Source organism: Flavobacterium saliperosum (assembly GCF_900100625.1).
Lineage (GTDB): Bacteria > Bacteroidota > Bacteroidia > Flavobacteriales > Flavobacteriaceae > Flavobacterium > Flavobacterium saliperosum.
The window spans coordinates 67,340-89,442 of the sequence record NZ_FMTY01000005.1; the positions used below are offsets into that span (position 1 = coordinate 67,340).

Here is a 22,103-nt window from a genome sequence, read left to right on the forward strand (position 1 = left end):
TTCTTTTTTTAAAGGGTTTTTATTGTTATTTTAGCCTGATTTTTAAGCGAATTGAAGCAGAATACTATGAAAAACCTGAACAAGATTTATCCTTATTTGTTAGTCGTAATCGGCTTTACGGTTATATCCCTACTTTATTTTTACCCGGTAATGCAGGGTAAAAAAATCTATCAGAGCGATATTGCGCAATATACCGGAATGGCGAAGGAGCAAAACGACTTCAGAAAAGCTACCGGAGACGAACCGTATTGGACCAACAGCGCTTTCGGAGGGATGCCTACCTATCAGTTGGGAGCGAATTATCCGCACAATTACATCAAACAATTAGACAGCCTGATTCGTTTTTTACCGCGTCCGGCCGATTATCTTTTCCTTTATTTCATAGGGTTCTTTATTTTACTGAAAGCTTTAAAAGTCGACAATCTCAAAGCTTTTTTCGGAGCACTCGCCTTTGGTTTTTCCACCTATATGATCATCATTCTGGGTGTCGGACATAACGCCAAAGCCCACGCCATTGCGTATATGCCTATGGTTGTAGCCGGTGTGATTATGGTGTATCAGAAGCGTTTCATAGCGGGCGGATTGCTAACGATGATTGCCGCCGCTTTTGAGATTAACGCGAACCACTTTCAAATGACCTATTACCTGTTTTTCCTTTTGCTGGTCATTGCGATTTATTATATCATTCAGTATGTAAAAAAGAAAGATTACAGCAGTATCGGAATCACTTCCGGAATATTTGCCTTGGCTGCTGTTCTGGCAATTGGTGCCAACGCCACGAATTTAATGGCAACAACCGAATATGCGGATTTCAGTATACGAGGCAAAAGCGAATTGACGTTCAATCCGGATGGTTCTAAAAACGATACAAAATCGGCAATGCCGTATGATTATATCACCGAATACAGTTACGGAATTGCGGAAAGTTTAAATTTAATTGCTCCCCGTTTATTTGGAGGATCGAATAACGAAAAAGTGGGAGAAGGTTCTCCTATGTATGATTTTTTATTGAATCAAGGTGCATCACAAACAGAAGCTAAAGAATTTGCTTCGTCTGTGCCAACTTATTGGGGTGATCAGCCTATAGTAGCGGCTCCGGCATATATAGGTGCTATCGTTTTCTTCCTGTTTGTTTTAGGGATGTTTGTCGATAAACGAAAAATTAAATACGCCTTCTTGGGAGGTGCGATCTTATCATTATTGCTTTCCTGGGGTAAAAATTTCCCATTGCTGACCGATTTCTTCATCGATTTTGTACCAATGTATGATAAATTCAGAGCGGTATCTTCCATTCAGGTGATATTGGAATTGTGTTTCCCTGTAATGGCCATTTTAGGATTACAGGCTTTCTTTAAAGAAGAGGAGAAAGCCCGTTTTAAAGCCTTATGGATGACTGCAGCAACCACGTTAGGTCTTGTTGTGTTGCTCTTCCTTTTCAAAGGGATGTTCAGTTTTAGTGGAGGTAGCGATAGCATGTATTTACAGGCCTATGGCGAAATGGGCGGACCATTCGTACAGGCATTGAAGGAACAACGTCAGGCGATGTATTCTGCCGATTTGATGCGTACGGGAATATTGATCTTATTGGCAGCGGGAGCACTTTGGATGTTCACTAAAAATAAACTGTCTGAATTCACCACGATTATTATTGTAGGGGTTTTGATGGTTGGCGATTTGTTCTTCGTGGATAAAAATTATGTGAATAACGATAGTTTTATTTCTGCCCGTCAAGCGGATATTCCATTCGAGCCAACTCCGGCTGATGAACACATTTTACAGGATACAACGCATTATCGCGTATACGAAATTGAAGGAAGACTGCAGGCCAGAACATCTTATTTCCATAAGTCATTATCAGGTTACAGTGCCGTAAGACCAAGACGTATCGAGCAATTGTATGATTATCAGATTGAAAAAAACAACATCAATGTACTGAACATGCTGAATGTGAAATATATCATTCAGAAAGACGAACAAAGACAGGATGTTCCCATGACGAATCCGAATGCAAACGGCAATGCGTGGTTTGTAAGCGAAGTGAAATTGGTAAATACAGCTGATGAAGAAATGAAAGCGTTGGATAAGCTGGATACGAAGAAAACAGCGATTGTCAATCAGAAAGATTTTGCCGGTGCGGTAAAAACGACTTCGTTTGTAAAAGACAGTCTGGCGACAATCCAATTAAATGATTATAAGCCGAATTATATCAAATACACTTCTAACAATACCAATTCCGGATTGGCGGTTTTCTCGGAAATCTACTACCCGAAAGGATGGATTGCTACCATTGATGGTAAAGAAGCGGATATTTTCCGCGTAAATTATGTATTGCGAGCGATTAACGTTCCTGCCGGAAAACACACGATTGAATTCAAGTTCGAACCGCAGGTGGTAAAAACCGGAAGCATGATTTCATTGTTCAGTTTTATCGGAATGCTGGTATTGCTGGCAGGCGGTTTTTTCATGGAATATAAGAAACGCAAACAGACAGTTTAGTGAGAACCCTTTTGTTAATAGCGTTAGGAGGTGGCTTGGGCAGCGTTTTTCGTTATCTGACTACTCTGTTTATTAATAAACACTCGCAATTGTTTTTTCCGTACGCGACTTTTGTGGCTAATATTTTTGGTTGTTTTTTAATCGGATTGTTTTTGGGATGGTTGGAGAAAAATAACATTACCAATCCCGATTTGAAATTCTTTCTAGTAACCGGATTCTGCGGCGGATACACGACTTTTTCAACGTTTTCGAATGAAAATGTCAGTTTGTTACAGGCAAATCAAACCGGAACCGCTTTTTTATACATCGGATTGAGTGTCATTCTCGGTTTGGCAGCTACTTGGGGAGGATTAATGGTTTCTAAATTGTAATATGAAGAAGGTACTTATCATAACGTATTATTGGCCACCTGCCGGAGGACCCGGAGTACAGCGCTGGCTTAAGTTTGTGAAGTACTTACCTGATTTCGGGATTGAACCGATTGTATATATTCCGGAAAACCCGACCTATCCTTTATTGGACGAAAAACTATTGGCAGATGTACCTAAAAAGGTAACCATTCTGAAAAACAAAATTATCGAACCCTATGCTTGGGCTTCAGTTTTTTCAAAGAAAAGTACCAAGAAAATAAGTTCCGGAATTATCCCGAACCAAAAAAAGCAGTCATTCATTCAGAAGATGATGCTTTGGATTCGTGGCAATCTTTTCATTCCGGACGCACGGGTTTTGTGGGTGAAACCATCCGTGAAATACCTGTCAAAATACATTCGGGAAAACGAAATCGACACGATAATTACCACCGGACCGCCACACAGTCTGCATTTGATCGGATTGGAATTGAAACAGCAATTCAATATAAAATGGATAGCCGATTTCAGGGATCCGTGGACGACCATCGGATACCATAAAGCACTTAAATTAACGGAAGCATCCGCCAAAAAACACAAAGCATTGGAAACTGAAGTAATGAATTCTGCTGATTTTCTTCTGGTTACAAGTCCGACAACCAAAAAAGAATTTGAAGCCATTACCACTAAACCGATTCATGTAATTACCAACGGTTATGATGTGGAGAATGTGAACAGACATTCTTTAGATGAAAAATTTACCTTGGCACACATCGGATCATTTTTATCCGAACGAAATCCGAGAATTTTATGGAAAGCCTTGCGTGAATTGGTAAAAGATAATCCGGATTTCAAAAAACATTTCGAATTGAAATTAATCGGAGCAACCAGTCAGGAAGTTTTGGATACGATTTCCGAGTTTAAATTATCGGACTATGTGAATAATCTTGGCTATGTTTCGCATCAGGAAGCGATTGAGCACCAACGCAAATCACAGGTTTTGTTGTTAATTGAAATCAATTCCGAAGAAACGAAAAGTATCATTCCCGGAAAGTTGTTCGAATACATGGTTTCGGAACGGCCTATATTGGCTATTGGTCCGCAAGATGCTGATTTTGCCACTATTCTGAAACAAACCAACACGGGAGTTTTTGCCTTGTACGATGAAAAAGAAAAAGTGAAAGAAACGATTTTGTCGTACTTCAATTTGTATTTACAACAAAATCTAAAAGTATACCCGGTTGGTTTACAGCAATACAGCAGAAAGAGTCTTACTAAGGAATTGGCGGGGTTGCTGCAATAAAAAAATCCCGTTTCACATTGCTGCTCCGCGGGATTTTTAACCAAACTTAACCAACCAAAATCTTAACTAGGATCTTTTATTTTTTGCTTTAACAGCTTTCTCGTCTTTTTTAACTTCTTCTATTTCCGCAGCACTCATTTTTGCTTTTGTACCATCGGCTTTATAGTAGTAGTAATCGTCTTCATTATACCCTGAACCGCTTTCGTAACCATCATAACCATAATCGTTGTCATAGTTCATGTTGTCATAACCGTTTCCTCCGTAAGGCATGTAAGCATAACCGTTACTGGCGTGGTTTACATATCCGATTACATCAATGATGTGACCTCTTCTGTCATACAGGATTCGCAAGCCACCCACTTGAGCCAGTGCGAAACTGTTGTATCTCATGTAAACAGAACCTACACGTTTCACTCTGTTGTATCCGTCGTAGTTGATGAATACGTTTCCGATACGTCTCACCCTTCCAAAGTTGTCGTGTTCTATACGAACGCCATAGTTTGAAGGACCGTAGTGTACCGCAGTATGAACTCCGGGTGCACCGTAAGTAACGTTGGTAACACCTCTTCTAGGTCCAGATGGACGAGTGTTGAAATCAAATTGGCCGTCAGGGAAAACGTAGAATTCGATTCCGCGTTCCATAAACATAATTGGTTCTGCATTTCTGTAATCTACAGCATAACGCGGACCTTTTCCATTTGCATCAGAAAAAACAGGGTTTTCTGACGCGTGTGCCATACTTCCTACCAGAAGTATACTGGCTACCATAAGAGTAATTTTTTTTCTCATGACTTTAAAGTTTTTTTAAATTAAGGTATTCGAGAATCTTACGATTTCATGATACAATAATTTAATGGTTTACCTACTCGTAACGTTTTTCGGTTTTCACGTTTCTGAATTTCAATTCAGTTATTTATTTGATAAGTAATATCCAATATGCGTGCCAAAAATTAAATGTTCTCTTTTTTAAATAGGATTTAGCTTTTATCACATTGATAATCAGGTAAATAAATTCAATAAAAAAATCTCACTTCTTTTTGGGAATGAGATTTCGTTTTGATTTTGAACTTTCAAAACAGTACAAAAAAGATTTATTTACCGCAGATTTGCAGATTTCTATTATGTTTTAATCTGCGAATCAGCGGTTGGTTTTCTTTTTAACAGCTTGACGAACTATGTTTTTATTTTATTTTTTCCGCGAAAGCGATAATGTGTCCGTCCGGATCGGCAAAATAACAAACGCGGTCGCCCCAGTTGCGATCTTCCGTTTCGCTGACAATTTTTGCACCCGATTGTAAAGCATTCTGGTATTCCAATGCGATGTTTTCCACATAAAAGTAAAGTTCACAACGCGGAATTCCGTTTCCCTTCTCCGGATGAATGGTGGCCGGAGTGATGATTTTAGCGATTCCGTTATTGGGCATTAATCCGATTTTGAGGTTTTCGGAAAGTGTGAATTCGGTCATTCCCGGTACTTCAAGAGTTGGTTTTGTTCTGAAAAGCAATTCGTAGAAACGAGAGCTGACTTCCTGATTGTCAACATAAAGGATGAATTCGGAGAAAAGTATGTGTTTCATTTTTGATTTGTATGTTATTAGTATGAAAAATATTAAAAAATATTAACAGATAAGTTAAAAATGTATAAATTCGTAAACCAAACTGACTTACTTAACTAAACTAACTGAAAAAATGAGATTTTTAAATGGAAAAACGTTGCTGCTGTTTGCAGTAATGTTTTGTCTGCAAACCACCACAGCGCAGACTTTTATTCAGGCCTACGCCGATAAGGCAAATCAATGCTCACAAACCAATATCACCACAAATTTAACGGAGTATGAAGCGTTGGGTGTTAAATATCGAGGCACTCCGGCCTTGGAAAACGCCTATCAGTGGCTTGTAAACAAATACACCAGTTATGGGTATACTGCAAGTCAGATTACAACCGATTCGTTCAGTTATTCCGGAAGTACCTGCAAAAATGTTGTGGTAACTAAAGTCGGAACCCTTTATCCCGATACCTATGTAATTGTCTGTGGACATTACGATTCGATTACGGGAACGGGTACAAATGACAACGGAAGCGGTGTGGTTTCCATTTTGGAAATAGCAAGATTGTTGCAAAATGTGCCTACCGAGTATTCCATAAAGTTTATCAACTTCAGTGGAGAAGAGGACGGTTTACGCGGGAGTCAGCATTATGTAACCAATGTGGTGAATGCCACCAATCCGAAAATGAATATTCGTCTGGTGTTCAACATCGATGAAGTGGGAGGTATAGCGGGACAAGTAAATAATTCCATAACCTGTGAACGCGATACGGGAACACCAACTACGAACAATGCGTTATCTTCTACAATGACGCAGGAATTGATGAATTGCGTGAGTTTTTATTCTCCGCTGACTCCTGTGTTATCCTACGCCTATGCCTCGGATTACATGCCATTCGAAGAGAATAATGAAATCATAACCGGTTTTTTTGAAACCAACGAATCGCCTTATCCTCATACTGCCAATGATTTACTGGTTAATATGGACCCGGTCTACAATTTTAACGTAGCCAAAGCTGCGGTAGGAGCCACTTTACATTTTGCCAAAGCAAATGCGGCGGTGTTGTCTGAAGAGGTATTTGCTACCGATTATCAAATCAGTTTTTATCCCAATCCGACGAAGGGAAAACTGAATATTAATTTGGGAACCCTAAAGCAAAACAACTATACGTTTTCTATGATGGACATTCAAGGGAAAGAAGTGTACAGCGATACCATTCCGAATGCCAAACAGATAGAAACCATCGATGTTTCCCGTTTCAGTAAAGGAATTTATATGGGTGTTTTGGAATCGGAAGAAACCCGAATCACTAAAAAGATTGTTATCGAATAAATAAAAAAGACCTCAATGTTGAGGTCTTTTTTTTTATAGTTTTTCTTTCAGATATTTCCCCGTAACGGATTTAGCATTTTTGGCAATTTCTTCCGGAGTACCGAACGCCATTAAATTCCCCCCGTTTTCACCGCCTTCCGGACCAATATCGATAATGTAATCGGCACACTTAATCAAATCCAGATTGTGCTCAATTACGATAATGGAATGTCCTTTTTCAATTAAAGCATCAAACGAAGCCAATAATTTTTTGATGTCGTGAAAATGCAAACCGGTTGTAGGTTCGTCAAATACAAACAAGGCTTTTTCTTTAGTTGCGCCTTTCACCAAAAAGGACGCTAATTTAATACGCTGCGCCTCTCCGCCGGAAAGGGTAGAAGAGGATTGTCCCAATTGTACATAACCCAAACCAACATCCTGAAGCGGTTGCAATTTCTGAGTGATTTTTGTTTGTTTGTGCTCGTTGAAAAACGCAATGGCATCATCAATGGTCATCGTTAAGATATCGTCAATGTTTTTATTTTCGTAATTGACTTCCAGAATTTCCTTTTTGAAACGTTTTCCGCCGCAAGTTTCACATTCCAGATGCACATCGGCCATGAATTGCATTTCAATAGTCACTTCACCATCGCCTTTACAGGTTTCACAACGACCGCCTTCCACATTAAACGAAAAATGTTTTGGTTGATATCCGCGCATTTTGGATAGTTGCTGTTTTGAAAACAAATCACGGATGTCGTCATAGGCTTTGATGTACGTCACCGGATTCGAACGCGAACTTCTTCCAATCGGATTCTGATCCACGTATTCAATGTGTTTAACCTGAGAATAGCTTCCCGCCAATTCGGTAAACTGACCGGCTTTTTCACCCACACCTTCCAGTTTTTTCTGAATGGCTGGGAATAATATTTTTTTAACTAACGTACTTTTTCCACTTCCCGAAACGCCGGTAATCACCGTTAGGCATTCCAAAGGAAAAGTAACATTGATGTTTTTTAAGTTGTTTTCCCGCGCCCCGATAACATCAACATGGTTTTTGAATTTCCGACGTTTTTTCGGCACTTCGATTTCCATTTTTCCGTTGAGGTATTGCGCGGTAAGGGAGTCGGCTTTCAGGATTTCTTCGTAAGTGCCCTGAGCCACCAATTCACCACCTAATGTTCCGGCTTCGGGTCCGATATCGATAATCATATCCGCGGCTTTCATGATGTCTTCGTCGTGTTCCACCACAATTACGGTATTCCCCAAATTGCGTAAATCTTCCAATACTTTTATCAGTCGTTCGGTGTCTTTCGGGTGCAAACCAATACTCGGTTCGTCCAAAATGTACATCGAACCCACCAAACTGCTCCCTAACGAAGTTGCCAAGTTGATTCGTTGTGATTCCCCTCCGGAAAGCGTCGCCGAATTTCGGTTTAAGGTCAGATAATTCAAGCCGACTTCGTCCAAAAAGCGCAAACGGTTGTTGATTTCCAGTAAAAGACGTTTGGCTACTTTTTCGTCGTATTCGGATAAGGTTAACGCTTTGAAAAATGCAATCAGGTTTTTAATCGGTAAATCCACCAAATCGGAAATGGTTTTTCCTCCGATTTTGATATAATTGGCTTCCGGGCGCAAACGTTTTCCTTTACAGCTATTGCATTTGGTTTTTCCACGATAACGGGATAACATCACCCGGTTTTGGATTTTATAATTCTTCTCTTCCAACTCCTGAAAGAAAGCATCCAATCCTACAAAATAGTTGTTACCTTTCCAGATAAGCGCTTTGTGTTCGTCTGATAATTCGAAAAAGGGTTTGTGAATCGGAAAATCGAAATGATGACTGTTGTTTACCAATTGGTCGCGATACCAGCCCATACTTTCGCCGCGCCAAGGATAAATGGCATTTTCATATACGGAAAGTGCCGTGTTTGGGATGACTAATTCTTCATCGATTCCGATAACGTTTCCGTAACCTTCGCATTTCGGACAAGCGCCATAAGGATTGTTAAAGCTGAATAAATGAACATTCGGTTCAAGGAAAGTAATGCCGTCCAATTCAAAATTATTGCTGAAAGTGAAACGTTTATCCGAATTCAGTTCCTGTAAATAACATTCGCCTTTTCCTTCATAAAACGCAGTCTGAATCGCATCGGCCAAACGGTTGAAAAATTCCTCTTCCTCTTTCACCACGATTCGGTCGATAATTAACAATACATCTTTGTTATCAAGGGAATGCTGATTGATTTCATCTAGACGAACCATTTCGTTGTCGACTAAAATACGCGCAAAACCCTGTTGCAACAGTACTTTTAATTTGTCTTCCAAAGCTCGGCCTTCTTCCAAATGAATAGGAGAGAGCAGCAACCATTTGCTTTCCAAATCAAAATTTTTAACCTGATTGATAACGTCGGTTACGGTTTGTTTTTTGACTTCATTGCCGGAAACCGGAGAAAACGTTTTTCCGATTCGGGCATATAATAATTTTAAGTAATCGTAAATTTCTGTGGAAGTACCCACCGTAGAACGGGCGTTGGTAGTGTTTACTTTTTGTTCGATGGCAATAGCCGGAGCAATACCTTTGATGTATTCGACTTTAGGTTTGTCCAAGCGACCCAGGAACTGACGTGCATAGGAAGACAAACTTTCCACATAGCGACGTTGTCCTTCTGCGTATAGCGTATCGAATGCCAGACTGGATTTTCCGGAACCCGAAAGTCCGGTGATAACCACAAGTTTGTTTCGCGGAATTGCCACATCCACATTCTTAAGATTGTGAAGTTGCGCTCCTTTTATAATGATATTTTTCTTCGGTTCGAGTGTTGTGATGTCGGTTTTCATAGAACAAAGTCGGTGAAATGCAAAGATAGTCAAAAACCAATTTTTTAAGGAATTTGTTTTCGGATTATTATGTTGTGGAATAGGCGACTGACTTACAATCAGTTGGTTTGTACTAATTGATGATTTTGATGGTTTTGATGCGCTTTTTAAGATTTATTGTGTGAAATTATGTTAAATTTTAATTTTTTATTTGTCAGATAAAAATATTTATTGTTATATTTGGATATCATTAATTAACAAAAAAACATTTGCCTATCGCATAAAAATACTTTTTAGAGATTTTAAATCTTTCCCAAACCAAAAACTAAAAGGTATTATTATGGCTAATGTTGTACTTCCGGACGCAGTCCTAGTGAAAAATTATGTAGGTGGAGACGAAATTGCTTTAGCTACATTAATTGAGAGACACCAATCTAAGATTTACGGTTTCATTTATTCTAAGGTAATGGACAGAGATGTTACCGAGGATATCTTTCAGGACACTTTTATTAAGGTTATCAAAACTTTAAAGACGAAAAATTATAACGAAGAGGGTAAGTTTTAGCCTTGGGTAATGCGTATTTCCCACAACCTGATTGTGGATCATTTCCGTAAAACCAAAAAAATGCCTTTCAACAGAGACACCGAGGAGTATTCTGTTTTTTCAATCATGACGGATAACAGTCCGAATATTGAAAGCCGAATCATTTCCGAACAAGTGGAAGTTGATTTACAGCGTTTGATAAACGAATTGCCGGACGATCAGCGTGAAGTTCTGGTAATGCGCATCTATGACGATTTGAGTTTCAAGGAAATTGCCGATTTAACTGGTGTGAGCATTAATACGGCTTTAGGCAGAATGCGTTATGCCTTAATGAACCTTCGAAAAGTAATTGAAAAAAACCAAATTATTTTAACCAATTAAACAATATTTGGATTGCTGTTGCGTTATTGTATTAAATTTAAAGCACATACAATGGCAAAACTCTACTCTAAGAAGACTAAAGCAAGTCCAAAAATGTTACCTAAAAAAGAAACAATTAGTTTTTTGCTCAGCTACTCTAAAGCGCTGACCATTACAAAAGTAGGTGACTTAACTTTTGAGAATATTGCTAATTAGGAAAATGTCCCGGAATAGAAATTTCGGGACATTTTTTTATTTGAGATAAAAATTATAGCCGCAGATTCGCAGATTATTTAGGTTAATTCACAATCTGCGAATCTGTGGTTAAATGTTTATTTTCAAAACACTGTCTTTCTGATTTTTCACATAAAATTAAAGAGTATTATTTAATAGCGGTTTACTCTTGTAATACTCGTCCAAAACGGATTTTCTTCCTATGGTTTTCGTAATGATGTCTTTTTCCAGATCCCATCCGCGCGCCGGAGAATATTCTCTACCATACCAGATAATCTGAAGGTGTAAATCGTTCCATAATTCCCTCGGAAAGATACGTTTGGCATCTTTTTCGGTTTGTTGCACGTTTTTGCCGTTGGTTAAATTCCAGCGGTACATCAACCGATGAATGTGTGTGTCTACAGGAAAAGCAGGAACTCCGAAAGCCTGACTCATTACCACGCTGGCCGTTTTATGTCCCACAGCCGGTAAAGCTTCCAAATGTTCAAAACTCTGCGGAACTTCGCCACCGTGTTTTTCAATCAGAATCTGAGACAAACCGTGAATTCCTTTTGATTTCATTGGCGAAAGTCCGCACGGTCTTATGATTTCCCTGATTTCATCCACAGACAGTTTTACCATATCGTACGGATTATCCGCTTTTGCGAAAAGTAGCGGCGTGATTTGGTTTACGCGAACATCAGTACACTGCGCCGAAAGTAAAACCGCAATCAATAAAGTATAAGGATCTTTATGGTCTAATGGAATCGGAATTTCCGGATAATATTGGTTTAAAGTATCAATAACGAATTGTACTTTTTCGTTTTTAGTCATGATGGTATTATGAATTGTCAATTATGAACTACGAAAATAAGTTTTCTTCAGCGATAAAATGCACTTTTTTTTACTTACTGAGTTTCTTAGTCGCTGAGAGGTTCGGTAACTATATAACTAAACAACTCAGCGACTCAGTAACTCAGAAACTCCAAGAAACTTTGTAACTTAGCGACTCAGTAACTCAGAAACTATAAAAATGACAACATTAAAAAAAGGGGATCAAGCGCCCAATTTTTCAGGAGTGGATCAGGATGGAAAACTACATTCTTTAACAGATTACGTTGGTAAAAAGTTAGTAGTCTTTTTTTATCCGAAAGCCAATACGCCGGGTTGTACTGCAGAAGCATGTGATTTAAGAGATAATTTCGAACGTTTTCAGGCCAATAATTACGCTTTGTTGGGGGTTAGTGCCGACAGTCAGAAAGCACAAGGTAAATTTAAGGATAAATTCGAGTTTCCGTTTCCGCTTTTGGCCGATGAAGATAGAAAAGTAATCGAAGCTTTTGGGGTTTGGGGACCGAAGAAATTTATGGGCAGGGAATACGATGGGATTCACAGAACCACTTTTGTAATAGATGAAAAAGGAATTATTGAAGACGTGATTTCGGATGTAAAAACCAAAGCGCATGCCGCTCAGATATTGGGTTAGTGCTCATTATTTTGGTAATAGAAGTTAGAGATAAAAAAAGAGTTAGACGGAATATATTTCATCTAACTCTTTTTTATAATGTGCAAACAGCTAACTGATTACTGCCTGCTATTTTGGTTGTTCTTCCAGTAATTTTTTTTCGTCGTAACCAAAAAGATGGTTTTTCTTGATAAGTTCGGCGATACCACCCGGAAGCATGTCTTCCCAGCCTTTTTTGCCTTTACTGATCATTTTCAGCACTTCACGGGAGAAAATTTTAAGGTGATCTTTGTCGAAATCGGTAATGTCAATCACTTTTCCGTTGTAAGCAAAGAATTTATACAACTCTTTCATACGAGGATGGACCTTAAGGTTTTGTGAGTTGATGATTTGTCCGTCTTCACTTTCCATCGGATACAAGAACACTTTTAAATCGCGGTAGAATAATTTACCGAAAGCTTCCAGGATTCCACCGCTCAAATGGCGATAGTATTTTTCGTCGAAAATATCAATCAGATTGCTCACACCCATGGCTAATCCCATTCTGGCTTTGGTATATTCAGAGAAGTATTCTACTACTTTGTAGTATTCCTGGAAATTGGAAATCATCACGGTTTGCCCTAAGGAACAAAGCAATTCCGCTCGGTCCATAAAATCAAGTTCGTCGATTTCTCCTTCGGAACGCAAATTGGATAAGGTGATTTCGAAAACAACCAGCGCATTTTCTTTCTCTACTTTCTTTTCCTGAAGGAACATTTCCAGTGATTTCTCATACATGTCCATATTCACTTTGGTAACCGGTCGGAAACTTCCACGCAAGGCCAAAATGTTTTTCTTGTATAAAATAGCTGCCGGAAGTACGTTTTTCCCGTCAGGACCAAACATAACCGCATCGGTCATTCCGTTTTTAACCAACTGTAAACTCATCAATCGGTTGTCTACATCTTTAAAACGCGGACCGGAGAAATTGATGGTGTCGATTTCCAATTGGTCTTTGTCCAGATGGTCGTACAAATAACGCAACAGTTTTTTAGGATCGTTGTATTTGTAAAACGCCCCGTAAATTAAGTTAACACCCAGTATTCCAAGTGTTTCCTGCTGTAATTTGGAGTCGTTTTCTTTGAAACGGATATGTAGAATGATTTCGTTGTATTCTTCACCCGGTTCTACCTGAAAATTAATTCCCACCCAGCCGTGACCTTTGAATTGTTTGGCAAAGTCGATGGTTGCTACGGTATTGGCGTAACTGAAATATATTTTATCGGGATGTTTTTCGCGATCCAGACGCTCTTCAATCAAACGGGTTTCATGAGTAAGCATTTTTCTGAGACGACTTTCGGTAACATAACGACCGTCATCTTCAACACCATAAATAGCATCACTGAAATCTTTATCATAAGCCGACATTGCTTTTGCAATAGTTCCCGAAGACCCCCCGGTACGGAAAAAATGTCTTACCGTTTCCTGGCCTGCACCAATCTCTGCAAAAGTTCCGTAGATATTTTTGTTCAGGTTTATTCGTAGTGCTTTGTCTGCTATAGCGGGTATAACTTCAATCTCGCGATCTCCTTTTAATTTGATTTCGCTTCCTATATTCTTCATAATTCCGTTTATATTGACAAAGTTAACAAAATAGCTATTTTTACAAAAGATAAATAATCCTATTTTTGTAAAAAACCATACAATTTTGAAAGTATATTTTTTAGGAACCGGAACTTCGCAGGGAATTCCCGTAATCGGAAGCCATCATTCGGTCTGTTTGAGTAACGATTTTAAAGACAAGCGTTTGCGGGTTTCCATTTGGATTCACTGGGAGAAACACTCTTTTGTGGTGGATTGCGGTCCCGATTTCCGTCAGCAGATGTTGGCTGCCAATTGCCATGATTTGGACGGAATTCTGTTTACACATGAACATGCCGATCATACCGCCGGTTTGGACGACATACGTCCTTATAATTTCAGAAAAGGCGCTTTACCGATTTTTGCTCACGAAAGAGTACTTAAAAGTTTAAAAAAACGTTTTGATTATATCTTCGAAACTGAAAATCGATATCCGGGAGCACCTTCGGTAGCCATAAATGAAATTGAGAATGACAGGCCTTTCGCAATTGGAAACAAAACAGCCGTTCCGATATCCGTTTGGCATGGCAATCTGCAGGTTTTCGGTTTCAGAATAGACGATTTCGCCTATCTGACCGATGTGAAAACCGTTGAAGAACCGGAAATCGAGAAGCTGAAAGGGGTTAAGGTGTTGGTTGTCAATGCGCTTAGGGAAGAACCGCATGCCACACATTTTAATTTGCAGGAAGCCTTGGATTTTATAGCTTTGATACAACCTGAAAGAGCCTATTTAACCCATATTAGCCACCTTTTGGGATTCCATAAAGAAGTCGAAAAAAAATTGCCGAAGAACGTGTTTTTGGCTTATGATAACTTAGAAATTACCATTTAAAATGAAGAAAGCAGTATTGTATTTATTTATTCTGTCCCTGTTGTTCAATGTGTTTCAGTACATGAATTCAACTAAAATCCTGAAAACGCAAAGCAAGGAAATCGAGAATGCCAAAGCGAAAATAAAAGCCGTAAGGGATTCGTCCGATATCGTTTACAACCAGATGCTGGATGCGAATTATTTCTCTTTGGAGATGAATGACGAATCCATAAACTATCTTGAAGATTACAGTATTCCGGAATTATCGGAGAAAATAAAAAATGAATTGTTGGCATTAAACGACAGTCCGAAAGGAAATCCGTTAATTCCATACGATCCCATTGACGGAAATAAATTCATTATCAACAAGATAAAAATAATCAATCACCGTTGGATAATTGCCGATATTTATTCTGGAACGCTGAGAGGTGAAATTCTGATAAAATATTTTGTCAACGAAAATAAGCCTACGGATTTTGAAACCATAGAAACGATTTTGTTTCCCAAAGTAAAAAATGTACAATAAAAATGTAGTAATTTTAGTTTTTATTGTCTGACTTAACAATAACCACCACATGAAAATAATTGTACATAGTATTTTGGCAGTTTTGTTGCTGACCTCCTGCGATTTTATCCTCAAAGATCATTCGACTGATGATGCCGTTGTGGTAGATCAGAAGCCTGTTGTGTTGGGAAATGATAAAGATGATAAGGGGTGTGTTGCATCGGCTGGTTACATGTGGTCCGAAACCCGTAAAGGCTGTATTCGTGTGTTTGAAGAGGGATTCCGATTGACGCCCTACAGAAGTCAGGCCGATTCAGTAGATGTAGATGGAGAGCTGGTTACCCTTAATGCTTACGTTGTTTTCAGTGAAGACAAAGCGGTAGCCGAATTGTTTTTACCAAACGCCAAGAAATCATTGTTATTGAAACGAGAAAGTGAAGGAAAACCTTATGTGCAATCCGATTGGATGCTGGAAGCCTGGAAAGGATATGTGCTGAAGAAAGGCAATCAGATAGAGTTTGTTTCGGCTGTTGCCGTAGAAAAAAAGATAATTGGCAGCGATGTTGGCGAATAAAAAAATAACCGCAGATTTAAGGATTACCGCAGATAAATCTGTGTGAATCATTAAATCTGCGGCGAAATAAATTCACATTTTACAGATTAAAATATACAAAATCAATTCAAGTAAATGATTGTTTATTGTACCAACCAGTTCTTAAAATCATAAAAATTCTGAGGAGCCACACCGTGACCGACAGGATATTCTTTATAAACCACATCCAATCCTAAATTCTTCAAAAACTCAGGAGCTTTTCTAGCCCAGTCTACCGGAATTACCTGATCTGCTGTTCCATGGGAAATAAAGAATTTCAGGTTGCTGATGTTGTTGCTCTGATAGTTTTCTTTTACGATGTCCAAATTCAGATAACCGCTTAAAGCCACCACCCGCTGTACTTTTTCAGGATAGGAAAGCGCTACCGAATAACTCAGAATGGAACCCTGACTGAAACCAATCAGTGTAACGTTATTAGCGTCAATCGGATAATTTGCTATCAATTCGTCGATGAATGTTGCAATTAAATCACGGGATTCCCGGGCTTCATCATTATCGGAGAATTTGTTTTCATCGGTGTCAAAATGAATGGCATACCATGCGTTACCATAAGGCGGAAGCGGGTAGGGCGCACGAGCCGAAATCACAAAGTACTCGTCCGGTAATTCCTGTGCGAAGGAGAATAAATCTTCTTCATTGCTGCCATAACCGTGCAATAGTAACAGCAACGGATTTTTTTCTTTTTTTACTTTCGGTTCTCTAACGAGATGGTATAAGGATAAATTCATGTTATGCTAAATTTTTAAACCATTTCTGGAAATGTTCTCCCAAAAGCGGAATCACTTTCATTTCGCCCTGAACGGCTCCGATAAATCCATAAACCCATAAAACAAAGATGAATACATAGAAACTGGAAGAAACCATCCAGCTGTCGAAATAACCAATAAAATAGGCTAAGATGTAGAACGTAATGTTAATTCCGAAGGCCTGACGGATATGAAAACCCGCAAACGAATTTTTAGGTTCCATGTTCATGAAAATGGCGATGATACTTCCTAAAATGGTGAAATAACTAATTATGGCAGTAGTTTTTCCTTCTTGTACCGAATTTTTTTCCATGACGTTAGTTTAAAATTAATTGTTTGTTATTGTAGATACCATAAGCTTTTCCTTTCATCGGTTGTCCCAAAAAAGCCGAGTTTTTCGATTTTGAAAGGATGTTTTCTTTGCTGAATTCCCAGTTCCCTTCTGTTGTGAATAACGTTAATGAAGCTGCATTTCCTTCTTTAATCGTTTGCTTTTCAATTCCGAATACGTTCTTGCCGTTGGTTAATTTTTCAACGATGATTTCCAAAGGGAGCACTGTTTGTAAGGCTCCGAAAGCGCTTTCCAGTCCGATAGTCCCATTTTTGGCATTGTCGAATTCCATTTTCTTATGTTCGATATCCAACGGATTATGGTCGGAAGTAATCATGTCGATTGTTCCGTTCAGAACGCCTTCAATCAACGCTTTTCTGTGATTTTCATCACGTAAAGGCGGTGTCACTTTATATCTAGTGTCGAATCCGGTTAAAACTTCGTCGGTCAACACTAAATTATGAACGGCAACGCTGCAGGTTACTTTTAATCCTTTAGCTTTCGCCGCTTTAATCAATTCCACCGATTTTGCCGAAGAAATCGTCGGAATGTACATTTTTCCACCGGTATATTCCAGTAAAAACAGGTTTCTCGCGATTTCCAATTCTTCAGCCAAAGCCGGAATTCCTTTTAATCCCATGCGCGTGCTTACCAAACCTTCATGCACCACGCCGCTTCCTTTGATGGTTTTGTCCTGGCAATACGCAATCACCAATCCGTCAAAATCCTGAACATACTGCAATCCGATTTTCAAAAGGTTCGCGTTATCGGAATTCTTATTATAATCTCCGAAAGCGATCGCTCCGGCGTTTTTCATGTCAAACATTTCGGCTAAATCGTTGCCTTCGCTGTTTTTGGTAAACGCGCCAATCGGGTGCAATTGCGTGGCAAAACCGTTGGCTTTGTTCAGAACAAAACTCACTTGCGACTGGTTGTCGATTACCGGAAGGGAATTCGGTTGTAAGGCCACGTTGGTGAAACCGCTTTTTGCTGCGGTTGTCAATCCGTTTGCAATAGTTTCACGGTCTTCAAATCCCGGTTCGCCAAAGGAAACCGATGCATCAAACCAACCTTGGGAAACGTGAAGGTTTTCCAGTTCAACAACGGGAAAATTTTCTTCATTGGTAAGATTCGTACCGATTTTGGTTATGATGCCGTCGATAATTTTAATGTCGGCTTTCTGGTTGTGGAAAGCACTTTCGGTATCGATGATAGTTGTGTTTTTTAAAATTACGTTCATTTTACGAATTTTTGGATCAGTAGTTCGAGTAATAAAAATAGTAGTGTTGCAATTATAAAATATTTCCAAACTTCGTTGCCGGTTCGTGTCGAATGAATGTCGTTGAAAACCGCTTCCACCGAAGTTACGGAAGTAAAATTATCAAATAAATTGTCGTTTATCAGGCTCAAATCGCTTTCGGTTCGGGCGTGATTGAAACTGATGTTTTTCAGCACGTCTTTGTTCTTCATCACCGAAAAATTACCCGATTGTTCCGGATAATCCCCAAAAGCCAATTTGATTTTGTTGTTCAGAATCTGTTGCATCGGAATGAAATCGGACTGCTTATTTGCTATGGTAACCACTTCATCTTTCGATAACAAAACATCCAAAACCAAATTTTGATTTTCTCCGATAGTGTAGGCTGAAATTCCGGATTTCTGATTGTTTTGTGCCATGTTATAAAACGTAGGAACAATTAAAGGCGAATTCTGGAAGTTGCTGTTGGTTTTGTTTATCGGTGCCGAAAAAATATAAAGGTTTCCGATTTTGTTGGTTGTTGAACCTAAGAAAAAGGATTGGTCGGCATAACTTAAAACGGGAGAAATATTCCCACTCGTACTGAAAGCCGTGCTGACTTTCGGATACTGGAAATTATCGGTTTTCTTTTCAAAAACGGTTTGGTATAATGGGTGACCGAACGCAATTTTCGTAATCTGTTTTTCCTGATTTTGAAGTGAACCGAATTTAATTCCACTGAAATTGGTTAAAAAGGAGTTCACGTTTTGAGCCGAACTTTCCGCAGACGGAATCAGAACTACATTACCACCTTTTTCATAAAACGCTTTTAACGTAGTGGTTAGTGCTTGCGGAATGTCTTTGATTTCGTTCAGCACAATGGCGTCTTGTTTTTCAATGGCGTTGTAATCTAAACCGCTGAGTTCTGTTGTAGTGAAATTGAATTCTTCCGAAGTGTAAATTCGGGATAAAAAGTTGTTTTTCTGGTTTTCGCCGATGACAATCACATTCGATTTTTCCGGTTTGGAAATGCTGAAATAATAGGAGTTGTCGTAGTTCAGACTATTGTCTTCAATGGAAACATAGCCGTGGAAATCTTTTTTCGGTAAATTAAACTGAACCGATTTTTTATTGTTTTTCAGTTTTACGACTGTTTTGGCCACCAGATTTTTTCCGTTGAAAACCGACATCGGAATATCATTTTCAATAGTGCCAAAACCATTCACGTCGACTTTAATTTCATAAAACGTTTCCGATTGACCGCTTATGGAAACCGCCTCAATACTCACATTGGTTTTATTTTCGGCTTTCGGAATCCAATAATAAACCGGTGAATTTTCATCCAGTTTTTCAATGCTTTTCGATTGCGAATTCACAGCATCGGTAATGATGAAAATGTCTTTCGGAGTATTGTGTTTTTTAGTGTCGATTTTGGTCAGCAGAAAGTCCAAATGAAACGGAGTCGCGCTGTATTGCAGGTTTTGCAGGTCTTTCTGAATCGATTTGATATCGGTATCCCAGAAGGTTTCGGTATTGGTTACCAACGAAAAAAGCTGGTTGTCCGGAGTATTCTCCAATAATTCCTGTACAGCACGTTTTAACAATTCACCACGGTTGCCTTTGGCCTGCATCGAAAAGGAATTGTCAAGTATAATAACCATTTCGTTGCCGCTGTTCTGACTGTCTTTGGCTTTAAAAAAAGGTTGGGCAAAAGCAATAATCAGACACGCTAATAAAAGCAATCGGGTAGCCAACAATAACCATTTTTTGATTTTGGAACTCTTTCGGGTTTGAATGCTGAGTTCTTTCAGGAAGCGAACATTGGTGAAATATTCGGTCTTAAAGCGTCGTAACTGAAACAAATGCACCAAAATTGGTATCACCAATAGAAAAAGGAAATACAGAATTTCGGGATGTTTAAATTGCATTTATTTTAAAGATTTTTCAAAGATAATTAAAATTAGAGTAATTAGTAAAAAGTTGTTAGTAATTAGTGAATATCTACAATAGAAAAAAAAAACTAATTACTAATACCTAGCCACTAATCCCTAATTTCTATTTCTTCTTTCTCTTTTCAGCACGTTTTCGTTCCACGGCACGATTGGTCGGTTTTGTTTTTCTCGGTTTCACTTTTCCTGGTCCACCAAGATTGACCTGTTTGTTTTTATCTGATTTTTCATGAAAAGCCGCGCCACCTTCCAGTTTGACTTTCTTCATCAGGAATTTGACTTTTTTCTTGTCTTTTTCAAATTCCAAACGTTTTTCTTCAATTTTTACACCTTCTGGAATAGGCAATAATTCGAGTTCTTTTTCCATTAAAAGCTCGGCTTCCACTTGGAATTCTTCTTCTGTAGGTGAAATCATGCTAATCGCGATACCCTCTTTATCGGCACGACCGGTACGACCGATTCGGTGAATGTACTGTTCCGGAACTTCCGAAAACTGCATATTGATTACGTGTGTGATATCGGAAATATCCAAACCACGCGCCATAATGTCCGTAGTTACGATTCCGCGAATTTCACCGGCCTGAAAACTGGCCATCGTGTTCAAACGGTAATTTTGAGATTTATTGGAGTGGATCACCCCGAATTGCCCCGGAAAATCTTCTTCCAGATGTTCCATTAGGATATCGGCTACTCTTTTATTATTGATGAAAAGAAGAATGCGCTCCAATGACTCATCCTGCGTTAGCAAATGTTTCAGTAAGTTGACTTTCGTAAGGAAATTGGGTACATGGTACGCGAATTGTTCGATTTTCTCCAATGGTGTTCCTGATTGCGCCAGAGAAACCTCTACCGGAAAATCGAAATATTCGTCCAAAAGTTCATCCACTTCATCCGTCATCGTTGCCGAAAACAGAATGTTCTGGCGTTTCGGACGCATCATGGAAAGGATGGAAGTAATTTGGAATCGGAACCCTAAATTCAGGATTTCATCAAATTCATCAATGACCAATTTCTGCATTTCATCGAAACGAACTACGTTATCCAAAGCCAAGTCCATCATACGACCCGGAGTTCCCACCAAGACGTCAACCCCTTGATATACGGATGTTTTTTGTGTATTGATGTTTACGCCTCCATAAACTCCTAAAACACGAACCGACATGTATTTGGTCAGTTTTTCCACTTCTTCGGCTACCTGAACTACTAATTCACGGGTAGGCACGATAATTACCACTTTTGGAGTGTGTGTGGGTGTGAATTTCCATTGTTTCAGAATAGGAAGCAAATACGCATACGTTTTACCGGTACCGGTTTGAGCGATTCCCATAACATCTCTTCCGGACATAATTACCGGAAATGATTTCACCTGAATAGGCGTAGGGGTGGTTAAGCCCAAATCATCAATGGCTTTTTGTAGGGATTTCGGAAGATTGAATTGCTCAAAAGTACTCATAAAACGTATATTTTGTGCAAAGATACGATTTCTGAGTCAGTTATAACCATTTGAGGTTCAGTTAGCCTTTTAAAACCCTTCGAAAACACCCAATCCGAATAAAGCGTAGTCGTATTTCACAGGGTCGTTGGGGTCGAGAAGACGGAGGTTGGAGTCTAATTCCAAAAGCGCTTTGGCGTCGTTTTGTTTTCGGGTAAGCAGTTCCAGTTTTCGGGCCACGTTTCCGGAATGTACGTCTAATGGACAGGAAAGTGCCGCAGGAGCAATGCTTTTCCAGATACCTAAATCCACGCCTTTGTTGTCCTGACGAACCATCCATCGTAAATACATGTTGATGCGTATAAATTGTGATGCTTGTTTCTTCAATAAAAAAACCACCCATAATTTTCTAATTTAAGAAATCATGGATGGCAAAAATGTGAATTAATAAT

At 39.1% G+C, this 22,103-nt stretch carries 19 protein-coding genes and 2 pseudogenes; 10 read left to right on the forward strand and 11 right to left on the reverse strand.

Annotated features, from left to right (window positions below):
• Window positions 1–66: 66 nt before the first annotated feature.
• From BLQ05_RS10195 to BLQ05_RS10205, 3 genes are read left to right on the forward strand one after another with little or no spacing between them, the layout of a single operon-like run.
• Window positions 67–2,496: a YfhO family protein gene (locus BLQ05_RS10195; protein WP_023575778.1), complete on the forward strand. Its 2,430-nt coding sequence runs from the start codon at window positions 67–69 to the stop codon at window positions 2,494–2,496.
• Window positions 2,496–2,867 carry a fluoride efflux transporter CrcB gene (gene crcB, locus BLQ05_RS10200; protein ID WP_035654128.1) on the forward strand — a complete coding sequence of 124 codons (372 nt, stop codon included), beginning with the start codon at window positions 2,496–2,498 and terminating at the stop codon, window positions 2,865–2,867. Before BLQ05_RS10195 ends, crcB begins: the two co-directional genes overlap by 1 nt.
• Window position 2,868: 1 nt before the next feature.
• Complete coding sequence (locus BLQ05_RS10205) at window positions 2,869–4,146, forward strand: glycosyltransferase family 4 protein (RefSeq protein ID WP_023575780.1); 1,278 nt, start codon at window positions 2,869–2,871, stop codon at window positions 4,144–4,146.
• A gap of 66 nt (window positions 4,147–4,212) precedes the next feature.
• On the opposite strand, the gene BLQ05_RS10210 is transcribed toward BLQ05_RS10205, so the two are convergent.
• Together BLQ05_RS10210 and BLQ05_RS10215 are read right to left on the reverse strand one after the other, a co-directional pair.
• On the reverse strand, window positions 4,213–4,935 hold the full coding sequence (locus BLQ05_RS10210; RefSeq protein WP_035654129.1) for a hypothetical protein: 723 nt from the start codon (window positions 4,933–4,935) through the stop codon (window positions 4,213–4,215).
• A 392-nt stretch (window positions 4,936–5,327) separates the two neighbouring features.
• Window positions 5,328–5,723 (reverse strand): VOC family protein, encoded by a 396-nt coding sequence (locus tag BLQ05_RS10215; protein ID WP_023575782.1) that lies wholly within the window; start codon window positions 5,721–5,723, stop codon window positions 5,328–5,330.
• 112 nt (window positions 5,724–5,835) lie between these two features.
• Between BLQ05_RS10215 and BLQ05_RS10220 the strand changes: the two genes are divergently transcribed.
• Window positions 5,836–7,026, forward strand: coding sequence for a M28 family peptidase (locus BLQ05_RS10220; RefSeq protein WP_023575783.1), 1,191 nt, complete (start codon window positions 5,836–5,838; stop codon window positions 7,024–7,026).
• A gap of 33 nt (window positions 7,027–7,059) precedes the next feature.
• On the opposite strand, the gene uvrA is transcribed toward BLQ05_RS10220, so the two are convergent.
• On the reverse strand, window positions 7,060–9,846 hold the full coding sequence (gene uvrA, locus BLQ05_RS10225) for an excinuclease ABC subunit UvrA (protein WP_023575784.1): 2,787 nt from the start codon (window positions 9,844–9,846) through the stop codon (window positions 7,060–7,062).
• Between the two features lie 319 nt (window positions 9,847–10,165).
• On the opposite strand from uvrA, the pseudogene BLQ05_RS10230 reads away from it, so the two are divergent.
• Both BLQ05_RS10230 and BLQ05_RS13795 read left to right on the forward strand, forming a co-directional pair.
• Window positions 10,166–10,750, forward strand: a pseudogene (locus BLQ05_RS10230) (RNA polymerase sigma factor).
• 51 nt (window positions 10,751–10,801) lie between these two features.
• Window positions 10,802–10,945 carry a hypothetical protein gene (locus BLQ05_RS13795; protein WP_176756875.1) on the forward strand — a complete coding sequence of 48 codons (144 nt, stop codon included), beginning with the start codon at window positions 10,802–10,804 and terminating at the stop codon, window positions 10,943–10,945.
• A 156-nt stretch (window positions 10,946–11,101) separates the two neighbouring features.
• Here the strand turns inward: BLQ05_RS13795 and BLQ05_RS10235 are convergent, their stop codons facing one another.
• Window positions 11,102–11,776: an endonuclease III domain-containing protein gene (locus BLQ05_RS10235; protein WP_023575786.1), complete on the reverse strand. Its 675-nt coding sequence runs from the start codon at window positions 11,774–11,776 to the stop codon at window positions 11,102–11,104.
• 199 nt (window positions 11,777–11,975) lie between these two features.
• On the opposite strand from BLQ05_RS10235, the gene bcp reads away from it, so the two are divergent.
• A complete protein-coding gene (gene bcp, locus BLQ05_RS10240) occupies window positions 11,976–12,428 on the forward strand; it encodes a thioredoxin-dependent thiol peroxidase (protein WP_023575787.1) in 453 nt (150 codons plus the stop codon).
• A gap of 108 nt (window positions 12,429–12,536) precedes the next feature.
• Here the strand turns inward: bcp and BLQ05_RS10245 are convergent, their stop codons facing one another.
• Entirely contained in the window at window positions 12,537–14,000 is a 1,464-nt protein-coding gene (locus BLQ05_RS10245) for a hypothetical protein (RefSeq protein ID WP_035654166.1), read from the reverse strand.
• A 94-nt stretch (window positions 14,001–14,094) separates the two neighbouring features.
• Between BLQ05_RS10245 and BLQ05_RS10250 the strand changes: the two genes are divergently transcribed.
• The 3 genes from BLQ05_RS10250 to BLQ05_RS10260 are packed head-to-tail and all read left to right on the forward strand — an operon-like array spanning window position 14,095 to window position 15,917.
• A complete protein-coding gene (locus BLQ05_RS10250; protein ID WP_023575789.1) occupies window positions 14,095–14,859 on the forward strand; it encodes an MBL fold metallo-hydrolase in 765 nt (254 codons plus the stop codon).
• 1 nt (window position 14,860) lies between these two features.
• Window positions 14,861–15,364 (forward strand): hypothetical protein, encoded by a 504-nt coding sequence (locus BLQ05_RS10255; protein WP_023575790.1) that lies wholly within the window; start codon window positions 14,861–14,863, stop codon window positions 15,362–15,364.
• 49 nt (window positions 15,365–15,413) lie between these two features.
• Window positions 15,414–15,917: a hypothetical protein gene (locus tag BLQ05_RS10260; RefSeq protein WP_023575791.1), complete on the forward strand. Its 504-nt coding sequence runs from the start codon at window positions 15,414–15,416 to the stop codon at window positions 15,915–15,917.
• A gap of 122 nt (window positions 15,918–16,039) precedes the next feature.
• Here the strand turns inward: BLQ05_RS10260 and BLQ05_RS10265 are convergent, their stop codons facing one another.
• From BLQ05_RS10265 to BLQ05_RS10290, 6 genes and pseudogenes are all read right to left on the reverse strand, one after another.
• On the reverse strand, window positions 16,040–16,684 hold the full coding sequence (locus BLQ05_RS10265; RefSeq protein WP_023575792.1) for an alpha/beta hydrolase: 645 nt from the start codon (window positions 16,682–16,684) through the stop codon (window positions 16,040–16,042).
• A gap of 1 nt (window position 16,685) precedes the next feature.
• Complete coding sequence (locus BLQ05_RS10270) at window positions 16,686–17,015, reverse strand: DUF4870 domain-containing protein (RefSeq protein ID WP_023575793.1); 330 nt, start codon at window positions 17,013–17,015, stop codon at window positions 16,686–16,688.
• 4 nt (window positions 17,016–17,019) lie between these two features.
• On the reverse strand, window positions 17,020–18,273 hold the full coding sequence (locus tag BLQ05_RS10275; RefSeq protein ID WP_023575794.1) for a dihydroorotase: 1,254 nt from the start codon (window positions 18,271–18,273) through the stop codon (window positions 17,020–17,022).
• Complete coding sequence (locus BLQ05_RS10280) at window positions 18,270–20,198, reverse strand: vWA domain-containing protein (protein ID WP_035654130.1); 1,929 nt, start codon at window positions 20,196–20,198, stop codon at window positions 18,270–18,272. Before BLQ05_RS10280 ends, BLQ05_RS10275 begins: the two co-directional genes overlap by 4 nt.
• A 127-nt stretch (window positions 20,199–20,325) precedes the next feature.
• Window positions 20,326–21,672, reverse strand: coding sequence for a DEAD/DEAH box helicase (locus tag BLQ05_RS10285; RefSeq protein WP_023575795.1), 1,347 nt, complete (start codon window positions 21,670–21,672; stop codon window positions 20,326–20,328).
• Window positions 21,673–21,741: 69 nt separating this feature from the next.
• Window positions 21,742–22,038 (reverse strand): annotated as a pseudogene (locus BLQ05_RS10290) (DUF2400 family protein); the annotation flags it as partial.
• Between the last annotated feature and the right edge of the window lie 65 nt (window positions 22,039–22,103).

What these genes read in the sequence shown, in the direction of transcription:
- bcp (WP_023575787.1), top strand. Translation starts at nt 11,976, where the DNA reads ATGACAACATTAAAAAAAGGGGATCAAGCGCCCAATTTTTCAGGAGTG.
- BLQ05_RS13795 (WP_176756875.1), top strand. Translation starts at nt 10,802, where the DNA reads ATGGCAAAACTCTACTCTAAGAAGACTAAAGCAAGTCCAAAAATGTTA.
- BLQ05_RS10205 (WP_023575780.1), top strand. Translation starts at nt 2,869, where the DNA reads ATGAAGAAGGTACTTATCATAACGTATTATTGGCCACCTGCCGGAGGA.
- BLQ05_RS10210 (WP_035654129.1), bottom strand. Translation starts at nt 4,935, where the DNA reads ATGAGAAAAAAAATTACTCTTATGGTAGCCAGTATACTTCTGGTAGGA.
- BLQ05_RS10215 (WP_023575782.1), bottom strand. Translation starts at nt 5,723, where the DNA reads ATGAAACACATACTTTTCTCCGAATTCATCCTTTATGTTGACAATCAG.
- BLQ05_RS10235 (WP_023575786.1), bottom strand. Translation starts at nt 11,776, where the DNA reads ATGACTAAAAACGAAAAAGTACAATTCGTTATTGATACTTTAAACCAA.
- BLQ05_RS10280 (WP_035654130.1), bottom strand. Translation starts at nt 20,198, where the DNA reads ATGCAATTTAAACATCCCGAAATTCTGTATTTCCTTTTTCTATTGGTG.
- uvrA (WP_023575784.1), bottom strand. Translation starts at nt 9,846, where the DNA reads ATGAAAACCGACATCACAACACTCGAACCGAAGAAAAATATCATTATA.
- BLQ05_RS10255 (WP_023575790.1), top strand. Translation starts at nt 14,861, where the DNA reads ATGAAGAAAGCAGTATTGTATTTATTTATTCTGTCCCTGTTGTTCAAT.
- BLQ05_RS10275 (WP_023575794.1), bottom strand. Translation starts at nt 18,273, where the DNA reads ATGAACGTAATTTTAAAAAACACAACTATCATCGATACCGAAAGTGCT.
- BLQ05_RS10265 (WP_023575792.1), bottom strand. Translation starts at nt 16,684, where the DNA reads ATGAATTTATCCTTATACCATCTCGTTAGAGAACCGAAAGTAAAAAAA.
- BLQ05_RS10285 (WP_023575795.1), bottom strand. Translation starts at nt 21,672, where the DNA reads ATGAGTACTTTTGAGCAATTCAATCTTCCGAAATCCCTACAAAAAGCC.
- BLQ05_RS10260 (WP_023575791.1), top strand. Translation starts at nt 15,414, where the DNA reads ATGAAAATAATTGTACATAGTATTTTGGCAGTTTTGTTGCTGACCTCC.
- BLQ05_RS10270 (WP_023575793.1), bottom strand. Translation starts at nt 17,015, where the DNA reads ATGGAAAAAAATTCGGTACAAGAAGGAAAAACTACTGCCATAATTAGT.
- BLQ05_RS10195 (WP_023575778.1), top strand. Translation starts at nt 67, where the DNA reads ATGAAAAACCTGAACAAGATTTATCCTTATTTGTTAGTCGTAATCGGC.
- BLQ05_RS10220 (WP_023575783.1), top strand. Translation starts at nt 5,836, where the DNA reads ATGAGATTTTTAAATGGAAAAACGTTGCTGCTGTTTGCAGTAATGTTT.